General features: G+C 72.5%; 22 protein-coding genes. 5 read left to right on the top strand and 17 right to left on the bottom strand.

Translation table 11 applies throughout. From position 1 onward, the window contains the following. Positions 1–38: 38 nt before the first annotated feature. Positions 39–926, top strand: coding sequence for a DUF6807 domain-containing protein (locus C7C45_RS31370; protein WP_110568307.1), 888 nt, complete (start codon positions 39–41; stop codon positions 924–926). Here the strand turns inward: C7C45_RS31370 and C7C45_RS31365 are convergent. Beyond that, complete coding sequence (locus C7C45_RS31365) at positions 913–1722, bottom strand: helix-turn-helix domain-containing protein (protein ID WP_244200662.1); 810 nt, start codon at positions 1720–1722, stop codon at positions 913–915. The two genes, C7C45_RS31370 and C7C45_RS31365, sit on opposite strands and share 14 nt — an antisense overlap. A gap of 35 nt (positions 1723–1757) precedes the next feature. Between C7C45_RS31365 and C7C45_RS31360 the strand changes: the two genes are divergently transcribed. After that, a complete protein-coding gene (locus C7C45_RS31360; protein ID WP_110568261.1) occupies positions 1758–2147 on the top strand; it encodes a nuclear transport factor 2 family protein in 390 nt (129 codons plus the stop codon). 151 nt (positions 2148–2298) lie between these two features. Beyond that, complete coding sequence (locus C7C45_RS31355) at positions 2299–2673, top strand: cupin domain-containing protein (protein ID WP_110568303.1); 375 nt, start codon at positions 2299–2301, stop codon at positions 2671–2673. Positions 2674–2756: 83 nt separating this feature from the next. Here the strand turns inward: C7C45_RS31355 and C7C45_RS31350 are convergent, their stop codons facing one another. The 16 genes from C7C45_RS31350 to C7C45_RS31280 all read right to left on the bottom strand — a co-directional run bounded on the left by C7C45_RS31350 (position 2757) and on the right by C7C45_RS31280 (position 17199). After that, a complete protein-coding gene (locus C7C45_RS31350) occupies positions 2757–3527 on the bottom strand; it encodes a hypothetical protein (protein WP_110568259.1) in 771 nt (256 codons plus the stop codon). Positions 3528–3624: 97 nt separating this feature from the next. Further along, entirely contained in the window at positions 3625–4086 is a 462-nt protein-coding gene (locus C7C45_RS31345; protein ID WP_110568257.1) for a hypothetical protein, read from the bottom strand. Beyond that, positions 4083–5012 (bottom strand): carbohydrate-binding protein, encoded by a 930-nt coding sequence (locus C7C45_RS31340; protein ID WP_110568255.1) that lies wholly within the window; start codon positions 5010–5012, stop codon positions 4083–4085. The genes C7C45_RS31345 and C7C45_RS31340 overlap by 4 nt, the downstream gene beginning before the upstream one ends. Continuing rightward, entirely contained in the window at positions 5009–5524 is a 516-nt protein-coding gene (locus C7C45_RS31335; RefSeq protein WP_110568253.1) for a phage tail protein, read from the bottom strand. Before C7C45_RS31335 ends, C7C45_RS31340 begins: the two co-directional genes overlap by 4 nt. Continuing rightward, complete coding sequence (locus C7C45_RS31330) at positions 5505–8210, bottom strand: putative baseplate assembly protein (protein WP_110568251.1); 2706 nt, start codon at positions 8208–8210, stop codon at positions 5505–5507. The genes C7C45_RS31335 and C7C45_RS31330 overlap by 20 nt, the downstream gene beginning before the upstream one ends. After that, positions 8207–8641, bottom strand: coding sequence for a GPW/gp25 family protein (locus C7C45_RS31325; protein ID WP_110568249.1), 435 nt, complete (start codon positions 8639–8641; stop codon positions 8207–8209). Before C7C45_RS31325 ends, C7C45_RS31330 begins: the two co-directional genes overlap by 4 nt. Continuing rightward, positions 8638–8976: a hypothetical protein gene (locus C7C45_RS31320; RefSeq protein ID WP_110568248.1), complete on the bottom strand. Its 339-nt coding sequence runs from the start codon at positions 8974–8976 to the stop codon at positions 8638–8640. The genes C7C45_RS31325 and C7C45_RS31320 overlap by 4 nt, the downstream gene beginning before the upstream one ends. Beyond that, a complete protein-coding gene (locus C7C45_RS31315) occupies positions 8976–10568 on the bottom strand; it encodes a contractile injection system protein, VgrG/Pvc8 family (RefSeq protein ID WP_110568247.1) in 1593 nt (530 codons plus the stop codon). The genes C7C45_RS31320 and C7C45_RS31315 overlap by 1 nt, the downstream gene beginning before the upstream one ends. Continuing rightward, on the bottom strand, positions 10565–11434 hold the full coding sequence (locus tag C7C45_RS31310; protein WP_110568245.1) for a CIS tube protein: 870 nt from the start codon (positions 11432–11434) through the stop codon (positions 10565–10567). The genes C7C45_RS31315 and C7C45_RS31310 overlap by 4 nt, the downstream gene beginning before the upstream one ends. After that, positions 11434–11568: a hypothetical protein gene (locus tag C7C45_RS35625; protein ID WP_280101416.1), complete on the bottom strand. Its 135-nt coding sequence runs from the start codon at positions 11566–11568 to the stop codon at positions 11434–11436. Before C7C45_RS35625 ends, C7C45_RS31310 begins: the two co-directional genes overlap by 1 nt. A 1393-nt stretch (positions 11569–12961) precedes the next feature. Continuing rightward, a complete protein-coding gene (locus C7C45_RS31305) occupies positions 12962–13444 on the bottom strand; it encodes a phage tail protein (RefSeq protein WP_030327509.1) in 483 nt (160 codons plus the stop codon). A gap of 1 nt (position 13445) precedes the next feature. Next, positions 13446–14699: a phage tail sheath family protein gene (locus tag C7C45_RS31300; RefSeq protein WP_110568243.1), complete on the bottom strand. Its 1254-nt coding sequence runs from the start codon at positions 14697–14699 to the stop codon at positions 13446–13448. Between the two features lie 23 nt (positions 14700–14722). Then, a complete protein-coding gene (locus C7C45_RS31295) occupies positions 14723–15421 on the bottom strand; it encodes a carboxypeptidase regulatory-like domain-containing protein (protein ID WP_110568241.1) in 699 nt (232 codons plus the stop codon). Continuing rightward, positions 15418–16026 (bottom strand): glycine zipper family protein, encoded by a 609-nt coding sequence (locus C7C45_RS31290; protein ID WP_110568239.1) that lies wholly within the window; start codon positions 16024–16026, stop codon positions 15418–15420. Before C7C45_RS31290 ends, C7C45_RS31295 begins: the two co-directional genes overlap by 4 nt. An 11-nt stretch (positions 16027–16037) precedes the next feature. Further along, positions 16038–16373 (bottom strand): hypothetical protein, encoded by a 336-nt coding sequence (locus tag C7C45_RS31285; protein ID WP_110568237.1) that lies wholly within the window; start codon positions 16371–16373, stop codon positions 16038–16040. Positions 16374–16422: 49 nt separating this feature from the next. After that, on the bottom strand, positions 16423–17199 hold the full coding sequence (locus C7C45_RS31280; RefSeq protein WP_110568235.1) for an LppM family (lipo)protein: 777 nt from the start codon (positions 17197–17199) through the stop codon (positions 16423–16425). Between the two features lie 241 nt (positions 17200–17440). Here C7C45_RS31280 and C7C45_RS31275 point away from each other — a divergent pair, with 241 nt between their 5' ends. After that, positions 17441–18409: an adenosine deaminase family protein gene (locus C7C45_RS31275; protein WP_110568233.1), complete on the top strand. Its 969-nt coding sequence runs from the start codon at positions 17441–17443 to the stop codon at positions 18407–18409. A 236-nt stretch (positions 18410–18645) separates the two neighbouring features. After that, entirely contained in the window at positions 18646–19935 is a 1290-nt protein-coding gene (locus C7C45_RS35320) for an FUSC family protein (RefSeq protein WP_244200661.1), read from the top strand. The last annotated feature ends 172 nt before the right edge of the window (positions 19936–20107 follow it).

Raw genomic sequence — 20107 nt, 5'->3', positions numbered from 1 at the left:
GCCGGCCGCCGGCCGGTCTCTGCCCATCCGGAGGTGCCGTGAACACCGGGCAGGAGCCGGCGCGGTTGGTGGTCGACGGGACGGAGGTGGCCCGGTACGTGGTCGACCCGGCGCTGGACGCGCGGCACGGACCGCGGCCGTACCTGCATCCGGTACGCACCCTGGGCGGGACGGTGGTCACCGACGCGCTGCCCGCCGACCACGTGTGGCATCTCGGCGCCTCCCTCGCCGTGCAGGACGTCAACGGCAGCAACCTCTGGGGCGGGCGCACCTACGTCCGCGACGTCGGCTACACCTGGCGTGACGACCACGGGCGGATCGCACACACCGGCTGGTCGGAGCGGTCCGCCGACCGGCTGGCCCACCGGCTCGAATGGCGCGACCCGCACTCGGCGGTGCTGCTCACCGAGGACCGTCGGCTGACCGCCGTCCCGTTGACCGGGGACGTGTCGGCCTGGCGGCTGGACCTGGACTACACGCTGCGGGCCCCGGACGGGCAGGACGTGCGGCTGGGTAGCCCGGCCACCAACGGCCGCCCCGACGGCGCCGGCTACGGCGGGTTCTTCTGGCGGGCGGTCACCGCCGAGCCCGCGTCGGTGTTCAGCGCCTCGGCGACGGGGGAGGAGACGGTCAACGGTTCCGCCGAGCCGTGGGTCGCCCTGGCCGGCACCGGGCCGGACGGGCGGGCGTACACCCTGGTCTTCGGTGGTCTCGGCGACGGCGACCGGTGGTTCACGCGGACCGCGATGTATCCGGGCGTGGGGGTGGCGTTTGCGTTCGAACGGCCGGTCACCATCGCGGCCGGCACGACGCGGCGGGGCCGGCACGCGGTGGTGGTCGCCGACGGTGCACTGGACGCCGCCACCGCCGCCGCCCTGGCAGCCAGCGCGTCCGATCGGCGGACGGACGGTGCTACTGCTTCGTGAAGTAGGCGGCGCTCTCCGGGTCTGCCGGGTAGTAGGACTCGATCGCGATCTCGTCGATCGTGATGTCCATCGGGGTCCCGAAGGTGGTGATGGTGGAGAACAGCCGCAGCTCTCGGCCGCCGATCCGCAGGATCATCGGGATCACCACGTCGGCGTCGACGCGTTGGCCCATGGGGTCCTCGGGCAGCAGCAGTTCCTCGTAGAGTGCGGTGAGCTCCGCGTCGGGAGCGGCGGCGAGCTGGCGCGAGATCCGGCTGCGGAACACCGCACGTACGTCCGCCAGGTTGACGACCAGGGGAGCGAACCCGCGCGGGTCCAGACCCAGCCGCACCAGGTTCACCGGTGGTCGCAACAGCTCGGGGGCGACCTTCGCGAGGAACGGGTCGACCGCGCGGTTGGTCAGCACGATGTTCCACCGACGGTCGAAGACCAGTGCCGGGTACGGCTCGTGCGCCTGGAGCACCCTGCGGACCGAGTCGAGGGCAGCCGACAGGGCGGTGTCGTCGAGCGGACGTTCCGCGTACCGGGGTGCGAAGCCGGCGGCGAGCAACAGCCGGTTGCGGTCACGCAGCGGCACGTGGAGTTGCTCCGCGAGCCGCAGGATCATGTCCGCGCTCGGTGTGGACTTGCCGGTCTCGACCAGGCTGACGTGCCGAGCCGAGACATCCGCGGCGATCGCCAGGTCGAGTTGGCTCAGCCCTCGGCGCTGCCGCCACTGTCGCAGGAGCGCCCCGACCGTGTACACGATCAGGAGCGTACTCATCGTCGCGCCGAACGCCATGAAGTGCGATGTCATCGACAACACAACGGGCCGGGGAAACACTTGGGCCCATGACCACGCAGAACAAGAGCATCGTCCAACGCGCGCTGGCGGGGCTGATCGACAGGGGCGACACGGACACGCTCGCCTCGTTCCTCAGCGAGGATTTCATCCACCACCGGCCGGATTCGACAACCTCGACCAAGGCGGAATGGCTCGCGGCTGTCCGCGCTGCGCTGGGCCCGACCGCCGGCATGCAGGTCGAAATCCTGCACGTGCTGGCCGACAGTGACCACGTCGTGGTGCACTCGCGACGCCAGCTCCCCGATGGGGGACCGGAGATCGTTGTCGTCGACGTCCTGCGTATCGCCGACGGCGCCATCGCAGAGGTGTGGGAGATCATCGAACCGGTCGCCCACGCGGCCACCAATCTGGCGTGGTGGGAAGCTGCTCGTCAATGATCGGGGCTCGGCGGCCCACGACGCGCGCCGCCGCATCGTGGGCTGCCTTGTCGGTCATCTCCGCCCCCGACGCGTCCGCGGCCCCTTATCCTCGAGCGGATATCTCAACGGGGGCGGGCGCCGTCTGCACGACGGCCCATAGGAGGCCGTGGTGGGCGGACAAGATCGACCCAAGGGCATCAGTCCGACAGCGGTCGAGGGAGCGCCGGGGTTGTGGCGTGTCGATCTGCAGAAACACGATCTCAGCATTCCCGGACGCGAGGTCATCCAGAGTCGGGTGGAATTCACGCCGGACTCACCGCCGTTCAAGCACTTCCATCCCGGCGAAGAGATCATCTGCGTTCTGCAGGGCACTCTGGAATACACGCTCGAAGGTCAACCGCCGGTGGTGTGCAATGTCGGTGACGCACTGACCGTGCCCTACGGCGTCCACCACCAGGCCCGCAACGTAGGCAACGGAATAGCAGTCGAGCTAGCCACCTACGTAGTAGAAAAAGGCAAACCCCTCCTAACCAAAGTGGACTGAGTCCGCCCGGCCCGGCCAGGACCACGCGTCGATCATGAGGTTATTGCCACGACACGCCGGGCGGGATGGCAATAACCTCATGATCAACGGGGTTCAGGGGGGTGGGGGCGCAGGGCGGCCGTTACCCGGATGGCTTTGGCTATCGCTGGGATCGAGCCGATCAGCAGGACCAGGCCCCAGACGATTGCGATCACCGCGAAGATCAGCGCTGCCACGTCGTCGACGATGCTGACCAGGATCACCGGCACCAGGTTGTGCAGGAACTCCAGCACGACCGTGCAGAGCAGGGTGGTGAGGATCAGCAGGACGAGGCCCTTGTTCTGCAGGAAGCGCGGCTGGGCCAGCACCAGCAGCCCGGCCCACACCAGCTTGAGCAGCAGCACCAGCCCGAGCAGCACCGCCGCCTCGCCGACCGGGAAGAACCCCCACAACGCCAGGTACGCCAGCGTGCCGAACGGGACGGCCAGGAACAGCGACACCATGATCATGAGTTCCACGAAAGCGATGATCAGCGCGACCAGCCCGACGATGATCAGGATGATGGAGAAGATCAGGCTGGCCACGCCCTGCACGCGACCCTGGACGCGTTCGGGCAGCAGCAGGCCCAGGCAGAACAGCCCGGTACTCCAGACCGCCACCGCGTCGATCAACGCCAGGTAGCCGGTGCCCCGGCCGGACGGCTCGGTGACCCCGGACGCGTCGTCGAGCTCCACATCCAGCGCGCCGGCGCTGTCGGCCAGCGCCGCGCCGGCGTCGGCGCCGCCCAGCAGTAACCCGGCACCCAACTCCACCCCGATCGCCAGGACGATCGCGAGCATGGCCAGCAGCAGGAACGGCTTACGCAGGTCACCCACGGCGGCACCTTCCTCTCAGCTCAACACGTGGCCGCGACGATCCGGTCAGAACGCGGTCTCGACGATCCGGCCAGGGACGTGGCCTCGGCGATCAGGGTCAGGACGTGGCCACGAGGACTGTGCAGCCGCTCAGACCGGGGCAGGTCAGGCCCACCTCGGTGGCCTGGTCGACGGCGACCTTCGCCACCGCGCCGGTGCCGTCGGACGCCGGCTCGACCTCGTCGCGGATGGTGAGCTCGGCGTCGCCGGGCGCGGACGCGACGACCGTGAACCGCGCCGCGCTGCGCAGTACCAGGGTGCGTAGCCCGCCCGGGTCGGCGACCCGCACCACGCAGCTACCGGAGAACACCAACCGGCCGGTCTGATCGGCGCAGTCGGCGCTGACCGTCGCCGGGTCCACCGCCGAACGCTCGCCCCCCAGCGCACCCAGCCGGTCGACGAACCCGTGCCGGGCACCCGGATCACCCGGGTCGTCGCGGCCCGCGCCGACCGCGACCACGAACAGCGCCACCAGCAGGACGGCGAACAGCCCGAGCAGCGCCTTCTGTCGGCCACTCATCGCGCCACGGCCTGCGCCACGATCTCGGTGAACCGGATCTCGTCGACGCCCGCGAAGTAGCGGTTGGTGCCCTGTGTCTTGCCCACCACCGCCAGGGTGACCCGGTGTGGGCCCTTGGTGAGCCGGACCGTGCCCACGTCCAGGAACTCGGTCTTCTGCACAGTCTGATTGAACCCGAGGAACGCCCCGCCGACCTGGGCGCCGTCGATGGTGAAGACCGTGTTGGCGTAGTCGAACGAGGTCGTGCGCACGGTGGCGAAACGCCACGTGCCGTCGGCCGGGATCTGCACCGTCACGGTGACCTGGTCGCCGATGGCCAGCCCCTGGAAGAACAGCTGCTTGTCCCCGGACCAGGTCACCCCGCAGCAGTTGGGCTGCGCCACCACGACCGCGCCGCTCTTGCGGGGCGACTCCACGGTCGCGCCCTCCACCAGGCTCTCCGCCTCGACGGTGACCACGCGGGGCTCGCCGGGGGCGGGCTCGCCGTCGCGGGTCAGCAGCACCACCCCCACGGTCACCACCACCAGCACCAACGCCGCCGCGGCGGCGATCCACAACCACGGGGTACGCCGTGGCGGCGCGACCGCCCGCACCTCGTACGTGACCCGACCGCTGGAACGGGAACTCTCCTCCGGCGCGGTGTTCGCCGAGTACGCGAACCCGGTCATGTCGTAGCGCCGAGGCGGGGTGCCCGCCGGCACGGCGAGCTTGACCAGGAACGACACCGAACCCTGCCCGGGTACGACCCGCTGCGGCTCGGCGACGGTGAACCACGCCCGCTGGGAGCCGTCACCGGGTGCCACGTCGAACACCACCGTGTCCGGTGCGTTTCCCGGGTTGGAGACGGTGAAGGTCAGCTCGCCGCTGTTGCGCGGGTCGAGGGTGAACTGCTCGGCGGCGGCGACGACCGCCCACTCGGTGGTCATGACGACTCCTCTTCCAGGACGATCTCGACGGTGGTCGAGGCGGGTTTCTCCGCCTCGACGATGCGGGTGATCACGGCGAGCTGGCCGGCGGCGGCGGCCGGCACCCGCACCACGACGTGGAAGGCCCGCTCGGCCGACTCGTCCAATGCGAAACCACTCAACCCGGTGGCCACCTCGAGAGCTTTTCGCATGCCGTACGGGGTGCCCCGCCACCGGGCCAACAGGGCGGCGTTGGCCACCAGGTCGCGCAGCCGGCCCACCGGCAGCGGCAGCGGGGCGTCCGGTCGGGGCGAGGCCACCACGTGATCCATCGCCACCCAGCGGGTCAACCGCACGACCAGCCCGTCCGGTGCCCGGTACGGGTCGAACAGAGCGTCCACCTCGGCGAGGATCGCCTCGTCCGGGGCGTGCAGCCCTTCCATCACGTCGAGCAGTGCCCAGAGCACGCTGCCGGGCACACAGGCCCGCTGGTACGCGGCGGGCAGCAGCCGTTCAATCGCCGAACGTCGCATCCTGGCGCACCACCTCGATGTCGTGCTCGCCGGAGCAGAGCAGCCAGGTATCCGGGACGGTCACCACGTCGGCGGTGGCCTGGTTGGCGCTGGGCGTCCAGTCGACGGCGTCGGCGCTGCGGTGCACGCCGCGCTCACCGCCGGCCAGGATCAGCCGCTCCGCGGCGGCACCGCCGGAGCCGCCGGCTCCGTTGGTTCCGCCGGTGGCGCCGGTCGCCGGACCGGCCGAGCCGGAGGCCCCGCTCACGGCGATGGCGTCGACCGGCACGAAGCGGGTCCGGTCCCGCAGCGGCAGACCGCAGTTGACCGACACCGACTGCCACTGTGGCTGGGCGGCCAGGGTGTCCAGCCGCAATACCCCGCCGCTCTGCGTGGCCGCCACCGCCTGCGAGCCGGCGAACGCGAGATCCCGGCAGGTGCCGCCGATCCAGCCGGCCTGCACCGACTGCCACTTCACGTCGGATTCGAACAGCCTGGTGCGGTGGCAGCCCTGGCCGGGTTTCCTCGGGTCCGGCTCACCCGCGCCACTCCACAGCAGGGTGGCCGGGCCGTCGTACTGCACGGTGAGGACCCGGTTGTCCACGTTGGAAAGACCGACGTGGGTGAAGCTGCCGGGCCGGCCGCCGGCGGTCGACAGGTACACCCCGAAGCTGGCCTGCGCGGCCACCGCCACGCCCGGGGCGCCCCGCTCCGAGACGAACGCGCGCACCGCGTAGAACCCCCGGTCGGCGTCGGACGGGTCGACCAGGATCTGCAGCGGCACCGCCCCGGGCAGCAGCGACACCTCGTACAGGCCGGTGTCGGTGGCCACCAGCAGCGCGCCCGCGCCGTCGCGGTCCAGCCAGGCCACGTCGGAGATCCGCGAATCCAGGTCGGTCAGCAGCGACCACGTCTCGCCCAGATCGGTGCTCAGATGCACCCGCGAGCCGCCGGAGGCGCGCAGCGTCACCACCGCCACCGAACCGGGACGCGCCACGATGCCCGGCCGCACCGGCGCGGGCGCGGGCGCCACCCGCAGCACCGTCTCATCGTCGAAACGGCCGGCCGGCTCCCAACCCGCACCGCCGTTGCTGGAACGGAACAGCACCGGGCCGCGCCCGGCGTACCAGGTGCGCGGCTGGTACTGGTCGACGGCGAGCGCGCGTACCCCGGCGTCGGGTGCCTCGTCGACCACGAACCGGACCGACTCGACGTAGCGCACACCCGGCTCCGCGTGCTCCAGCAGCCGGTAGACGTTGGACGCCCGCAGTGGCTCGCCGAACGGCCAACCGGTCGGGTTGAGCGCGGTCGGCAGCGGGCTCAACGTCTGGTGCAGCCGGTCGTGGATCCGGCGTCGGACCGCGTCCACGTCCTCCTCCCGGCGAACCACCACCCGGGCGCGTACCGACACCGCCTTGAACCGGGCCCAGGTCGCCCGGGACCGGATGCCGACCATCCGGCGTTCCTCCAGGTCCGCCTCCACCCGTCGCCGCGCCTCGGGCACCTCGTGCTCGCGCAGCACCGCCACCGGCAGCCGGCCACCGGGGCGGGCCGCCGGTGGCACGTACGGCACCAGCACCACCTCGACTTCGCCCGGCCGGGCGAAGCTGTACACCGCGGCGCGGGTGAACGCCCGCGCCCGCGCCACCGCGCCGGAGTTCGTCGCCAGCATCTCGAAGTCGCGCGCGGTGACCGCCCGCTGCTGGGCGAAGAACTCGTACGGACCGCGGAGCAGCACCGACTCCAGCGCCTCCATCTCCCGGCCGCCGGCCGCCGGCGTGGGGTTGTCGACGCGTACCCCGGGTAGTGGGTCGCGCAGGCTGGTGAGCGTGCCCGCCGCCACGTTGCCGGTGGGCCCGCCGCCGGCCCGGTACCAGAGCCGGACCTGCCGCCCGGCCGGCGGCACCGCCGCCACCGTCACCGCCGTCAGACCGCCGGTCGCGGCGGGTTCGGCGTCGCCGGACGCGGCCGGGACCGTCCCGGCGGCCGGTCGCAGGTCGAGGGCCGGGGCGAAGGTGACGGTGCCCGAGCAGCGGTCGACCAGGTACGCCTTGGCCTGCGGGCCGAGCCCCGCGAAGCTGTCCACCGGCTGCCAGATCTCGAACGTGCGGCCGTCGTGCTCGCGGGCCGCCGCACCCAACTCGACCGTGTCGGCCGGCACCTCCACCCCGAGCAGCAGATCCAACGGTTCGGCGGTGTGCGCCAGCGGGGCGTGGGCGGCGCGCAGCACCTGACCGGGCTGGCCGGTGCCCACACCGAGCAGTTCCGCCTCGACGGGTTCACAGTGGTGCATCCGGACCGTCACCGCCGCCTCGCCGGCGGGCAGCAGGGCCGGCTCGGTGGTGACGAACACGACCGGCCGGGGATCCGCGCCACGTGCCGCCGCGACCCGCAGACCGGCCGGGATCCGCACCGCGGCGCTGTCGGTGCCGCTGCGGGTGAACCGGACGTCCGCCCAGGCCGCGGTGGGCGCGTGCCGGGCGATCCCGAGCAGGTTCAGGAACGAGACGTACGCCTTCTCCGGCAACTGGTTCAGCCGGTAGATCATCACCTCGGTCAGGTGCGCGAACGCCTCCACCAGCGCCATGCCGGGATCGTGCGCGGACAGGTCGGTCCAGGCCGGGCAGGACTGCTGGATCCGTTCCCGGGCCTCGGTGACCAGGTCGAGGAACCCGCGATCGTCCAGGTGCGGCACGGGCAGTGTCATGACGCCCCTCCTCGCGCGGGCTCGTCGGTCGGGAGCAGGTCCACGGAGAAGACCAACTGCCCGGGCGTCAGGCTGGCCCGCACCCGGTAGTCCAACCGGATCACCAACCGCCACGCGTCGTCCGGGTCCGGCCCGGCGTCCACGTCGATCACCTCCACTCGTGGCTCCCAGCGGGCGATGGCCTGCCGGACGTAGTGGATGGCCAGACCAGCCGTGGTGTCGTCGTTGGGCGCGAAGACGAGCCGGTGCAGTCGGGACCCGTACCCGGGTCGCATCAGCCGCTCGCCCGGCGTGGTCGACAGGAGCAGAAACAGCGCCTGTCGTACGCTCTCGTCGCCCTCGGTCATCGCCAGCCCGCCGGCCGCGGTGAGCGCCAGGCCGCCGCTCCGGCCGGCGTCGAAGCCGGCCCCGACGAAGCGGAAGGCCCTCATCGGTCCGACCCCAGGAACTGCTGGCGCGGGTCCTGCACCATGTGCTTGACCAGCCCCGGGGGAGTGCCGTTCGTGAATCCCTCCAGGTGCGACAGCACCACCCGGTGCCCGTCGACGCGGACCCAGTCGCTGTAGCCGACGCGGACGGTCAGTGTCGTCGTGCACGGCTTGATGGTCGGGCCGTAGTTCGGGCAGGCGACGATCGTGCGGCCCTCCGGGTCGTCGTCCACCAGCACGGGCACACCGGTGACGGTCACCCACTGCCGCGAGGGTCGGTTCTCGACCCGGCCGTCGTGATCGCAGGTGATCACGGAGTCACGGTGGATCCAGCGCATCAGCCGCCTCCTTCGTGGTGGGCGCGGGCGAGCGAACGGGCCTGCCGCGCCGCGGTCGTCGGGTCCTCGGTCGACTCCGCGTGCAGGAAGTCCACGCTGCGGGCGCGTACCACCATGGCCCGGCCCGGTGCGGAGATCACCAGGTCGGACGCCGCGTGCAGAGTGGCCAGGTCGGGGGTCAGTTCCAGGAAGCTGCCACCCTCGGTGGCCAGCCGCAGACTGCGCTGCACGTCGTCGACGACGATCGACTGCCCGCCGGCGGTGCGCAGCGTCCAGCGACGCGCCTTCCCGTCGTCGATGCCCGCGTCGTACGGCTCGACGGCGCCGAACAGCGAACCCAGCACGATGCCCGAGGCCGGCTCACCGCCGGGCAGCACCACCAGCACGGTGTCGTCCGGATCGGGCAGCGCAACCAGACCCTTGCCGCGTCCGGCACCGGGGCAGAGCACGGCGAGCCAGCCCGCGTCCAGGTCCCCGTACGCCGGCAGGGTCAGACGGACCCGGCCCAGCCCGTCCGGGTCCGCGACGTCGGTGACGGTGCCGAGGGTGACCACCGCTCCGCCGGTCGGCGCCGCCGGGGTGGCTGGCGGCACCGTGGAGAACCGCGTCAGGTGCCCGTTGCCGTCCACGGTGTGCACCACCTCGGTCAGCACGTACGCCCCGGCGACCGGGTCGGGCACACCGCTCAGGTCGACCCGTCGGCCCGGCCGTAGTGCCGGGTCACCCTCGGCCACCCCCTCGGCGGTGACCAGCGCGGCCGCGCGGGTGTCCAGTCGAGCCTGGGCCAGCGCCGCCAACTCGTCGTCGCTGCGGCCGGGCTGGTCGACGACGGTGCGTACCCCGTCGGCGCCCACGTCGGCCGGGTCCGGGCGGTCGCCGGCGGGTCGGCCGCAGCGCGCCTCGTCGGCCTGCTGGCTGATCACCTCGGCCCGCTGCGGGTGCCAGCCCAGCGCCGCGCTGGCACCGCTGGCCTGGTCGGCGTTGGTGGCCAGCCGCAGGGTGTGCACGCCCGCGCCGAGGGTCAACGCGACCGGCTCGCCGTAGCCGGCCAGAGTGATCAGCCGGATCCCGCTGCCGTCGGCGGCCAGGTGCAGCCCGGCCCGGCCGGCGACCTCGCGGAGCAGCTCCAGGTCGCTGTGCCGGTGCTGCAACAGCCGTTCCAGCCGTGGCCCGTCGACCTCCGCGGTCACGTCCAGCCCCACCTCGCCGCACAGCTCCCGGGCCAGCTCGACGGCGGTCACCGAGGTGAAGACCCGCAACCCCTGCCGCTTGCGCAGCCGATGCAACGGGTCGTACGCCCGCAGCCGCAGCACCGCCGCCCCGTCGGCGGCGTACTCGACCTCCACGGCGGTGACCTCCCCGCTGAACAGGGCGTCGGAGTGGTCGGCGAGCCGTACGTCGAGTGTCGTGCCGGGGCGTACCGCCGGGTCGAGCGCGCCGGCCCCGACGGTGGTGGCGAGCACCAGCTCCGCCTGCGTGGGCTGGTCGAGGCGCGCCGCCACCCGCAGCGAGCGAACCCGCTGACGGGCCGCGCCCGCCAGCTCGGCACCGTCGAGCAGGACGATCAACGCCCGGGGCGCGACGCTGGTCACGGCGTACCCCCGGGGTTGCCGGACCCGCTCGTTCTCGTGCCGGCCGCGCTGGCGATCGAGGCGCCCACGTACGTCGCTCCCGCGCCCGCCGCACCGGCCACCGCCCGAGCCATCCCGGTCAGCGAACCACCGACGGTCGATCCGCCGCCGGTGCTGCCGGCCGGTGGGACGGCGAGGGTGGTGCCGGCTGGCACGGCGAGGGGATCGGTGATCCGGTTGTGTTCGGCCAGCAGGCGCCAGCGCAGCGGAGAGCCGAGAGCGTCGTTGGCCAGCAGGTCGAAGCGCACCCCCGAACGACCCGGCTCTGCCGCGCCGTCGCCGGCGGCGATGACCGCGCTGCCCGGTGCGGCGGTCGGGGTGCTCGCCGCGGCCAGCTCCTCGGCGAAGCCGGCCTCCGCCTGGTCGGCGGACTCGGCGGCCCGGACCAGCTTCAGCCGTAGCCAGGAGCGTCGCGGTGACCCGGTGCCGGTGAACGCGTCGAACCGTTCCGCCACCGCGATGATCACGCCGGGCACGTTCCAGGTCTTGCCCCAGACCAACCGGACCAGCGGCGGACGCAGCCAGCCGTGCTCGGCGGTCGAGTTCTCGGCCAGCATCCAGAGGGGACGGGTCAGGACCCGTACGTCGGCCGGGCGGACCTGCGCCTGGACGAAGTCGACGTCGAAGAGTAGGTCGAGCACCAGCTCGGTTCGGCCGCCGCCGGTGAAGACCAGCGGATCGTCGGCCAGCCCGGACCCGGTGAGCTGCCCGCCGGAGGCACCCCGATGGCGTACGCCGGCGAGCCGGGTCACCTGCACGGTCTCCGGGTTGAGCAGGCAGTCCACCCGCTCGCCGGAGGAGTCGATGAGGAAGGCGACGCGTTCCATCAGCCACCCGCCTGTTCGCGATCCAACCGGCTGAGCTGGGCATCGTTCACCGCCGCGCCGGCGACCGACCAGAGTGTGGTGTCGTCGGGCAGCGCCGGCCACGGGTCGAGCGCCGTCGCGTCGGCCTGGAACACCGCGCTCTCCGGCCCTCGCCCGACGCCCGGATCGCGGTGCGCCGAGCCGGTCCAGGCGACACCTGCGGCCCTCGCGGCCGGCCCGTTCCGGTTTCCGGCGCCTTGTCCACATCGTTCGCCGACCCGCTGCCCCGACCGTGCCCGATCGTCCGGAAGAACCGGCCACAGGCCGCCGCCAGTCGCCGCAGTCCCGCCGCCAGTCGCCGCCACGCCGCCGCCAGTCGCCGCAGTCCCGCCGCCAGTCGCCGCCACGCCGCCGCCAGTCGCCGCAGTCCCGCCGCCAGTCGCCGCCACGCCGCCGCCAGTCGCCGCAGTCCCGCCGCCAGTCGCCGCCACGCCGCCGCCAGTCACCGCAGACCCGCCGCAGGTCGCCGCCACGCCGCTCACAGCTGACCCCCAACCCGTGCCTGCCTCGCCTACACGTGACCGTCCGTGCCGACCCGCCACCCGGTCCGGACTCGCCCCGCCGGCGTCGGCGGAGTCGGTCGTGGACCTTGGAAGGTAAACGCCCCTGGAGGGGCCGAAATCTTCCAAGATCCCGCTGGGGGCGTTGTGGATTGGGGGCCCGAACTGGGGCAGCCCTCTTGGGTCGGCGGGCGGGGTGTCGGCTCGCGCCGGTCCTGTGGCGGCGACCTGTCGGAATGGCGGGCGCAGACGCCAACCGTCCAGCAGCCGGCCTGGCGAACGTCGGTCCCCATCCGACGCGAGCGGCACCTCGGCGGTGAGCGCGACGGCGGGGGCGTCGCTGCTGCCCCGTGGGCTGGCACCGCTCGTGCCTGGGCTGGCGGACCGGTCGGCTGCGCTCGACGGGTGCGCAGACCTCCCGGTTCCGCCCGGCGGGTGCGACCCGTCCGGCCCTCCACCTTCGGTCACCATCTCCGGCCCGTCGACGCCGTACGCCGCGCCCACCGTTGCGTCGTCACCCACCGTGGCGGACGCCGGTCGGCCACGCCCGTCGGGATGCCCGGCCGGGTCAGGGCCATTCGTGCTGGTTACGCGGCCGGGCCTACCCACCGTGCCAGGGGCACGCCTACCCATCGAGTCGGTGGGGAACCCAGCGTCCTCTCCGACGGGCTGCGCCGGTCGGGTCACCGAGGTCCACCGGTCCGGACCGTCCTGATCGAGGCGATCGCCGAAGCCGGGCCCGCCGGCGGCGTCGTCGCGCCCCTCCGTCGGTTCCGCAGCGGGTGGGTCGAGGTCCAGGTCGTGCAGCAGCCCGGGCGCGTGTGCGCTGACCAGGTCCAGCCAGTGCTGCGGGGGTTCCCCGAAGCGCCGCGGCGCTGGCGTGGGCGGGGCCGACGGCGGGCTTGCCGGGAGGTGCCCGGCGGGCTCGACCCGCCCGGCGAGGCGGTGCACCGCACCGGCCGCCGAGCGCAACCGGCCGGCCAGCCAGCTACGCGGGTGTCGGCGCGGTGGCACCGCCGGTCTCCAGCTCCAGGCCCTCGTAGCGCAGGGTCAACGAGGCGATGGCGATCTCGTGGCTGAGTGTGTTGAGGTGCGCGCCCCGCCATCGGGTGGGCCAGGCGTCGATCAGGTTCCACCGCAGCACCTCGGCGGTCCCGACCGAGTCGAGCAGCACCACGGAGACGTTGCGACGGTTGAGGGTGCCCTGCGCGGTGGCGTTCACCCAGTCCCACAGCTCGCGGGAGGCGGTGAGGCCGAAGTGCAGCGTCACCGGCTCGTACTCGGCCTGACCGGGCACCATCCGCATCCGGCCCAGGCCGTGCTCCCGGTACGGCTGCCCGGGGATGTTCACCTCCAGCCCGGTCATCTCGGTGAAGTGGCCGTTGGTGACGCCGTTGATGAGCAGCCGGAAGTTGTACGCCCGGTACGGGTCGACCGGGGCGCCGGGCTGCGGGGTGGCTGTGGTGGGCATGTCAGCCTCCGATCGTCTCGGTCTCGGTGCCGCCGGCCCACTGGCTCAGCTTGAACACCACGAATTCGGCGGGCTTGACGACGGCGATGCCGATGTGGGCGATCACCATGCCCGCGTCGCGGACGTCCGCCGGGTTGGTCTCCTCGTCGCACTTGACGAAGAACGCCTCCTCGGGGCTGCGCCCGAGCAGCGCGCCGTCGCGCCACACCCGGGTGAGGAACGCCCCGATGTCGCGTCGGATCGAGCGCCAGAGGGTGAAGTCGTTGGGCTCGAAGACCATCCACCGGGTGCCGTTGGCGATGGCCTGTTCGATGGCGATGCTGAGTCGCCGTACGTTGAGGTAGCGCCACTCGCTGGCCTCGGCGGCGAGCGTACGGGCGCCCCAGACGCGGATGCCCTCGCCGGCGAAGTAGCGGATCACGTTGACGCCCTTGGGGTTGAGCACGTCGTGTTCCGGTCGGGTGACCAGGTAGCCCAGGTCGACGGCGCCGCGTACGGGTTCGTTGGCCGGTGCCTTGTGCACCCCGCGCAGGGCGTCGGTGCGGGCCCAGATGCCCGCCAGGTGCCCGCTCGGCGGGGTGAGTTCCAACTCACCGCTGATCGGATCGCGTACCCGTAGCCAGGGGTAGTAGAAGGCGCCGAACTCGGACTGCCGGGGCCGGTACGCGGCCCCCTCGTGCCCGCCGGAACCGCCCGGCCCGCCCGAGCCTCCGGAAGCGCCCGTGCCGCCCGTACCCTCGGCGGGCTTGGGGGGTTTGCCGGAGGACGGTGTGGCGACCCGGGTCAGCGCGGCGATGTCGTCGATGTCCGGTGCCGGGTCGCAGATCGCGACCATGGTGCGGGTGCGCTCGGCCATGCTGAGCAGCGCCTCGTGGGACACCGCGTCGTGGAAGCCGGGTGCGGCGATGATGGAGATCTCGTCGACGGCCTCCAGCAGTTGTAGGCCACCGCGGCGCTGTCCGGTGCCGGTGATCGCGCCGCCGTCGCCGACGTTGACCACCCAGCAGCGGGCGCCCCCGTTGTCCAGGAAACCGAAGACCGCCCGGGCCAACGGGGTGCTCTCCACCCGCTCCCCGCCAGCGAAGAGCCGCAGGAACTCCGTCCAGTTGTTGACCGGCACCGCCCTGCCCAGTTGGGCGGAGCGGTCCGGGGCGACGCCGACGAACGCGGCGATGCTGGTGCTCGCCGGGCCGATCGGTCGGGCGCCGCTGGGGACCTCCTCGACATAGATGCCGGGGGAGAAGTAGCTGGGCATCGGTCCTCCTGTGCGGGTGGGCGTCAGTGGGTCGGTGGCGCGCAGACGATGACGAGGTCGGGTTCGGCGGGGTCGACGTCGGCGGTGAGGACGAGCCCCCGGCCGGTCAGCCGGAGCCGGACCGGGCTCGGGTGCTCCGGGTCGTGCGGAACACCGACGATCAGGAACCGGCCCTCGGGGTCGGTGCGGGTGGCGGAGCCGGTGCTGGGCAGTTCGACGCGCATCGCCGCCAGTGGTTGGTCCTCGGGGCCGACCACCCGGCCGGTGAGGGCGCGTACCTCCAGTTGCCGCAGCCGCAGCGGTTGCAGCACCGGCGGAGCGGCCGGGGTGGGGTGGTCCACCTGGGCGGGCACGTCGATCAGCAGCGCCGGTCGGGGCGCCGTGCCGAACGCCGTCCACAGTGCGGCCTCGCCGGCCTCCAGGACGACCGGGTAGCTGCCGTCGCTCGTCGCGGCGGTGAGCACCCGGTCCAGCCGGGGCAAGCCACCCGGCCCGGTCACGCACAACAGGTAGCGGACCGTGAACCGGTACGGTTCGCGGACCGCGCCGCTGGAGCGGGTCTGCCGGGCTGGGCGCAGCTCCAGCGGCCAGAGGGTGAGCCCGGCCGCGTCGTCGCACGCGCGGGGCGGGCCGATCGGGACGGGTTCCCCCGCCGAGTTGGTCAGCCAGGCGGCCAGCTCGGCGGTCGCCGTCTCGATCGGTCCGCGCCCGTCGGTGGTCATCGCGGCGGCGTCCCCTGGATCCGGTACGCGATGGCCTCGTTCCACACGTGCGGGTAGACACCGATCTCGAAGTAGCGGGTGAACCGGTTGATCGGCGCGTTCGTGTGGTCGTGGTAGAGCAGCCACACCGGGGCGATGGTGAACAGGACGTAGTTCGCCAGCACCAGCGGGATGTAGAGCGGGCCGAGCAGGCGACCCTGGAAGATGTGCACGTCCTCGTGCCGTTGGATGCCGGAGCTGGAGCCGGCGCAGACGGTGCCGATGGTGGTGGCGTAGCGGGGTGAGACCCCCTCCACCACGCTGACCCGGCCGCTGCCGGACGAGGTGGGCCGGTCCAGCGAGTGCCCGAAGATCAGGTGCACGGTCAGGTAGATGGCGCCGACGACTGTGTTGAGCAGGCTCCAGGTGTGGTCGACGACGAAGAGGAAGATGCCGCGGGCGTCTGGTGCGTACACCCCGGCGGACGTCACCGCCCAGCCGAAGACCGCGCCGATCAGCAGGCCCACGACGGCGCCGATCAGCAGGCCGATCGGGCCGCCGGCGAGGAAGCCGAACAGGGCGCCGAGGATGACCTGGACCGCCGCGCTGAGAATTCCGAAGATCATGACGGCACCTCTCAGACCCAGGAGCGGAAGATCTTGGGCTCGCGACCGCTCGCGAGTTGGGTCGGCGTCGCCTGCCGGTTGCCGGGCGGGAACTGGCTGACGCCGAGCGCGGCCGAGAAGATGACGAGCGCGTTGAAGAACGCGATGATCCACTTCTCGCCACCGACCTCATCCGCGAACGCCGCGGTCAGGTAGGACAGCAGGAGCGCGATGACGATGGCGATCCACTTGCGGAGCTTGTCGCCGCTGGGGCCGATCAGCCCCCCGATGACGTTGGTGGCCAGCAGGGTGGCGGCGCTCGCGCCGGCGATGGTCCCCAGGGCTGCCCAGGTGAAGAGATCGTTCATGACGATCCCCCTCTTTTCTACGATGGTGCGACCGGAATGTGGTGGTGGATCAGCCGGGCCCCGGGGCGCCGGCGGGTGGGCCGGGCGAGGTCGGGTCGGGCGCAGCCGGCGCCGTGGGGTGCCGGCGGCGCAACAACAGGAGTACGCCCACCGCGGCGAGCAGCAGCACCAGGAGCACGCCGCCGACGATCAGCGGCCAGCCCATCCCACCTTCGTCGGTGGCGGCGGCCGGCGAGGTGGACGGTCGGGGTGGCGCCTCGGCGACCGCCCGCAGCTCGGCCGGCTTGTCCTGGTTGGAGTCCACCTTCCAGCTGACCGACCGGCCGTTGACGGTGCCATTGCTGTCGAGCACCCTGCCGGGAAACGTCATCGAGATCTCGAACGACATCAACTTGAGGAATGCCTGCTGCTGTTGCGGATTCTGCTGCGCAACCTTTCCGCCGTATTTGGACGGGTCGAGCGGCAATGTGAATCGGTACAGATCGCCGTCCCGGACCAGTTTCACGCTCTCCGTGTCGAAACCCGCCAGCGGCGCTTTGCGATAACTGATCTGGGAACCGAAGAGTTTGTCATCCTCGTAGCCGGTCTCCTCGCCCTGCGGCAGGGCGGGAATGTTCTGCCGCAGCTCCGCGAACGCCGCCGAAATGTTCTTGTTGCGCGAGCTCAGCAGGGACTTCTGGGCCGTCAACAGCAACTGCCCGTCGACCGTGTCGTCGGCGTTGACGGTGAGCCCCATGTTGAGCTGCATGCAGCCGCTCAGTGCGGCGACAAGAAGGAGACACACCGCGACGCGGAGTGCCTTACCGCGGTTCACTCTCCTGTTCATGGGATCAGTGTGTGTGATCGCTTTCACCATGAGCAGTCAGCGATCGGTCACAACGCAGTCGCCGATTGTACCGACGTACTGTCATATTTGACGGGGGCCTGGCACGGCACAAATGACTACTCTGGAGTTTTGGGCCGAGCGCGGTTCTCACGGTGCTGATCCCTCCCGTGGGGGAGGCCGGTCCGGGTTGGGGTGGGGCAGGCTGAACGCCCCCATTCGGCCACCCCCCGGAAGGTCCGCGATGACGCCGGCTCAGCGCCACACCCCGAAGATCGAACTGCATGTCCACCTGGAGGGCACGGTCCGCCCGCCGCTGCTCGCCGCGCTGGCCCGTGGCCACCGCCTCCCGGTGCCGGCCGCGACGCCCGGGACGTTCGACGACCTGTACGACTTCATCGCCACCTGGAACGCGATGACGGTGGTGCTGCGTACACCGCAGGACTACCGGCGGGCGTTGCTGGCCTACGCCGCCGAGGCCGCCCGCGACGGTGCGGTCCACCTGGAACCGATCGTGGACGCCGACGAAGGACTCGGGTTGGCCGGCTGGGCGAACGTGCTCGCCGCTCTGGTCGACGCGGCGGCCGAGGCCCGCGAGTCGTACGGGGTCTCGATCGGGTTGACCCCGCAGGTCTGCCGAGGTCACGACCTCGACTTCACCGAGGCCGCGGCCCGCGTCGCCACCCGCTTCGCCGGGCGGGGTGTGGTCGGTTTCGGGCTGTCCGGCGCCGAGGGGCGGCACCCGACCATCCCGTACACACGGGTGGTGGACGTGGCCCGCGACGGCGGCCTGCCGTTCGTGCCGCACGCCGGTGAGGCGGCCGGGCCGGAGGCGGTCCGCGAGGTGCTGGCGATGGGCGCGGTCCGGATCCGACACGGTGTGCGGGCCGTGGACGATCCGGAGCTGGTCGCCGAGTTGGCTGAGCGGGACATCGTGCTGGACGTGACGCCCACCTCCAACCTGCGCCTGGGGGTGGCCCGGGCGGACCGCCCGCATCCGTTGACCGTGCTGACCGACGGCGGGGTTGCCTGCTCGGTCTCCACCGACGACCCGGCCATCTTCGACATCACGCTGGCCGAGGAGTACGCGTTCGCCGCCCGGCTCGGCGTGGACGCCGCCACCGCCTACACCGCCGGCCTGCGCGGCATGCTCGGCAGCGCCGCTGACCACGCGCGACTGGCGGCGGTGGGGGAGCGGGCCTACCAGGGCTGAATAACCCCGGTGAGCAGGGCCGTCAGGTGATGGGAGACGATCGCCTCAGGATGTCGCGGGTTGGCGGCGTGGTGCGGTGAGCCGACGCTTCGGAGCTGAATCGCTTACGACATCAGGCGCGATGCGTCCACGACATCAGCTCCAAAGGGAGAGCGGCGGTGTGGTGCCGTGGGTTGACGGCGCGGTGCCGAGCCGGGTCACGGTAGGCCGGCCGGCGCGGGCGAGGGAGGGTGGCGATGGTGCGGTTCAGCGGGCTGCGGACGGCCGGCGGGCGGCTGCGGCACGGCTGGCGGCCGGTGCTGGAGGCGACCGCCGCCGCGACCGTGGCCTGGCTGCTGGCCACCCGGCTGCTCGGGCACCCGCAGCCCTTCTTCGCACCCGCCGCGGCGCTGATCGTGCTCGGTCAGGCCCGGGGGCAGCGCATCCGGCGGGCCGTCGAGGTCGTTCTCGGAGTCGCCGCCGGGGTGCTCGTCGCGGACCTGGTGGTGCAGGCGCTCGGCCCGGGCACCACCTGGACGGTGTTCACCGTCATCCTGCTCACCGTCCTCCTCGCGGTGGCCTTCGGCGCCACCGGCGTGACACTGGTGCAGGCCGCGGTCTCCGCGCTCTACCTGGTGGTGGTCGCACCGCCGGACGGGTCGCTGGTGCCGTTCCGGTTCGTCGACGCGCTGATCGGTGGCGCGGTCGCCCTCGCGGCCAGCCTGCTGGTCGACGCCCGGCACCCGCTGGCACCGCTGGTCGCCGAGGTACGACGAACCTTCGACGAGCTGGCTGGGCTGCTGGGCGAGATCGCCGACGCGCTGGACCACCGCGACGAGACCGCCGCCGTCACCGCGCTCACGCAGGCCCGGGGGATGGACGCCCGGGTGGACGGGCTGCGCAACGGGGTGCTGGCTGCCGGTGAGGCGCTGCGGCTCAACGTCCGACGACGCCGGCACATCGGTCGACTGAGGTCGGTGGACGAGTCGATCCGACAGATCGACTATGCGGTCCGCAACGTTCGAGTGCTGGCCCGCGCCGGCGTGACACTGAGCCGGCTACACGTCGCGGCGCCGCCGTCTGCGGTGCGTGCCCCAGTGCCGTTGTCCGGGGTGCGTGCTCCAGTGCCGCCGTCTGAGGTGCGTGCTCCAGTGCCGTTGTCCGAGGTGCGTGCTCCAGCGTCGCCGTCTGAGGTGCGTGCCCCAGTCCCGCCGTCTGAGGTGCGTGCCCCGGCTGCGCCGCCTGAGCTGGGTGCTGCCCTGCGGTCGCTGGCGGCGGCGGTCCGGGAGGCCGGTGCCGCTCTCGCCGCCGACCTGGACGGGCAGGACGAGGCTGCCGATCGGCACGCCACCCGGGCCGACGAAGCCGCCCTGGCTGCCGTGCACACCGCCGGGCAGCTCTTCGGCTCCACGCAGACCCTTCCACTGGCCATGATCATCGGCCAGATTCGTGCCACGGCCATCGACCTGCTGCGGGGCGTGAACCCCGAGGACGACGTCGCCGTACTCGCCCGCGTCGACGAAGCCCTGGGCCTTCCCGCAGTCTGACGTCTCCGACGGTCTGGTGCTGCTGAGTGGGCCTCGGCGCACCGCTGGGCTGCACCGTCATCGTCACCTGCTGCGGCGAGCCGCGGCCACGCCTCGCCGACACCGGCACGGCGAGAGCGGTGCCCAGTCGGTGGACCGGGCTCTGCCGCCACCGGGGCGGGGTGGGGCGGGG

This window comes from Micromonospora arborensis (assembly GCF_003205615.1).
Classification (GTDB): Bacteria; Actinomycetota; Actinomycetes; order Mycobacteriales; family Micromonosporaceae; genus Micromonospora; species Micromonospora arborensis.
This window is presented reverse-complemented; position numbering and strand designations above follow the sequence as displayed.

Bases quoted from the DNA above. Each gene is read 5' to 3' on its own strand.
- C7C45_RS31365 (WP_244200662.1), bottom strand. From the start codon at position 1,722: ATGACATCGCACTTCATGGCGTTCGGCGCGACGATGAGTACGCTCCTG.
- C7C45_RS31360 (WP_110568261.1), top strand. From the start codon at position 1,758: ATGACCACGCAGAACAAGAGCATCGTCCAACGCGCGCTGGCGGGGCTG.
- C7C45_RS31345 (WP_110568257.1), bottom strand. From the start codon at position 4,086: ATGAGTGGCCGACAGAAGGCGCTGCTCGGGCTGTTCGCCGTCCTGCTG.
- C7C45_RS31340 (WP_110568255.1), bottom strand. From the start codon at position 5,012: ATGACCACCGAGTGGGCGGTCGTCGCCGCCGCCGAGCAGTTCACCCTC.
- C7C45_RS31335 (WP_110568253.1), bottom strand. From the start codon at position 5,524: ATGCGACGTTCGGCGATTGAACGGCTGCTGCCCGCCGCGTACCAGCGG.
- C7C45_RS31330 (WP_110568251.1), bottom strand. From the start codon at position 8,210: ATGACACTGCCCGTGCCGCACCTGGACGATCGCGGGTTCCTCGACCTG.
- C7C45_RS31325 (WP_110568249.1), bottom strand. From the start codon at position 8,641: ATGAGGGCCTTCCGCTTCGTCGGGGCCGGCTTCGACGCCGGCCGGAGC.
- C7C45_RS31320 (WP_110568248.1), bottom strand. From the start codon at position 8,976: ATGCGCTGGATCCACCGTGACTCCGTGATCACCTGCGATCACGACGGC.
- C7C45_RS31310 (WP_110568245.1), bottom strand. From the start codon at position 11,434: ATGGAACGCGTCGCCTTCCTCATCGACTCCTCCGGCGAGCGGGTGGAC.
- C7C45_RS31305 (WP_030327509.1), bottom strand. From the start codon at position 13,444: ATGCCCACCACAGCCACCCCGCAGCCCGGCGCCCCGGTCGACCCGTAC.
- C7C45_RS31300 (WP_110568243.1), bottom strand. From the start codon at position 14,699: ATGCCCAGCTACTTCTCCCCCGGCATCTATGTCGAGGAGGTCCCCAGC.
- C7C45_RS31295 (WP_110568241.1), bottom strand. From the start codon at position 15,421: ATGACCACCGACGGGCGCGGACCGATCGAGACGGCGACCGCCGAGCTG.
- C7C45_RS31290 (WP_110568239.1), bottom strand. From the start codon at position 16,026: ATGATCTTCGGAATTCTCAGCGCGGCGGTCCAGGTCATCCTCGGCGCC.
- C7C45_RS31285 (WP_110568237.1), bottom strand. From the start codon at position 16,373: ATGAACGATCTCTTCACCTGGGCAGCCCTGGGGACCATCGCCGGCGCG.
- C7C45_RS31280 (WP_110568235.1), bottom strand. From the start codon at position 17,199: ATGAACAGGAGAGTGAACCGCGGTAAGGCACTCCGCGTCGCGGTGTGT.
- C7C45_RS31275 (WP_110568233.1), top strand. From the start codon at position 17,441: ATGACGCCGGCTCAGCGCCACACCCCGAAGATCGAACTGCATGTCCAC.
- C7C45_RS35320 (WP_244200661.1), top strand. From the start codon at position 18,646: ATGGTGCGGTTCAGCGGGCTGCGGACGGCCGGCGGGCGGCTGCGGCAC.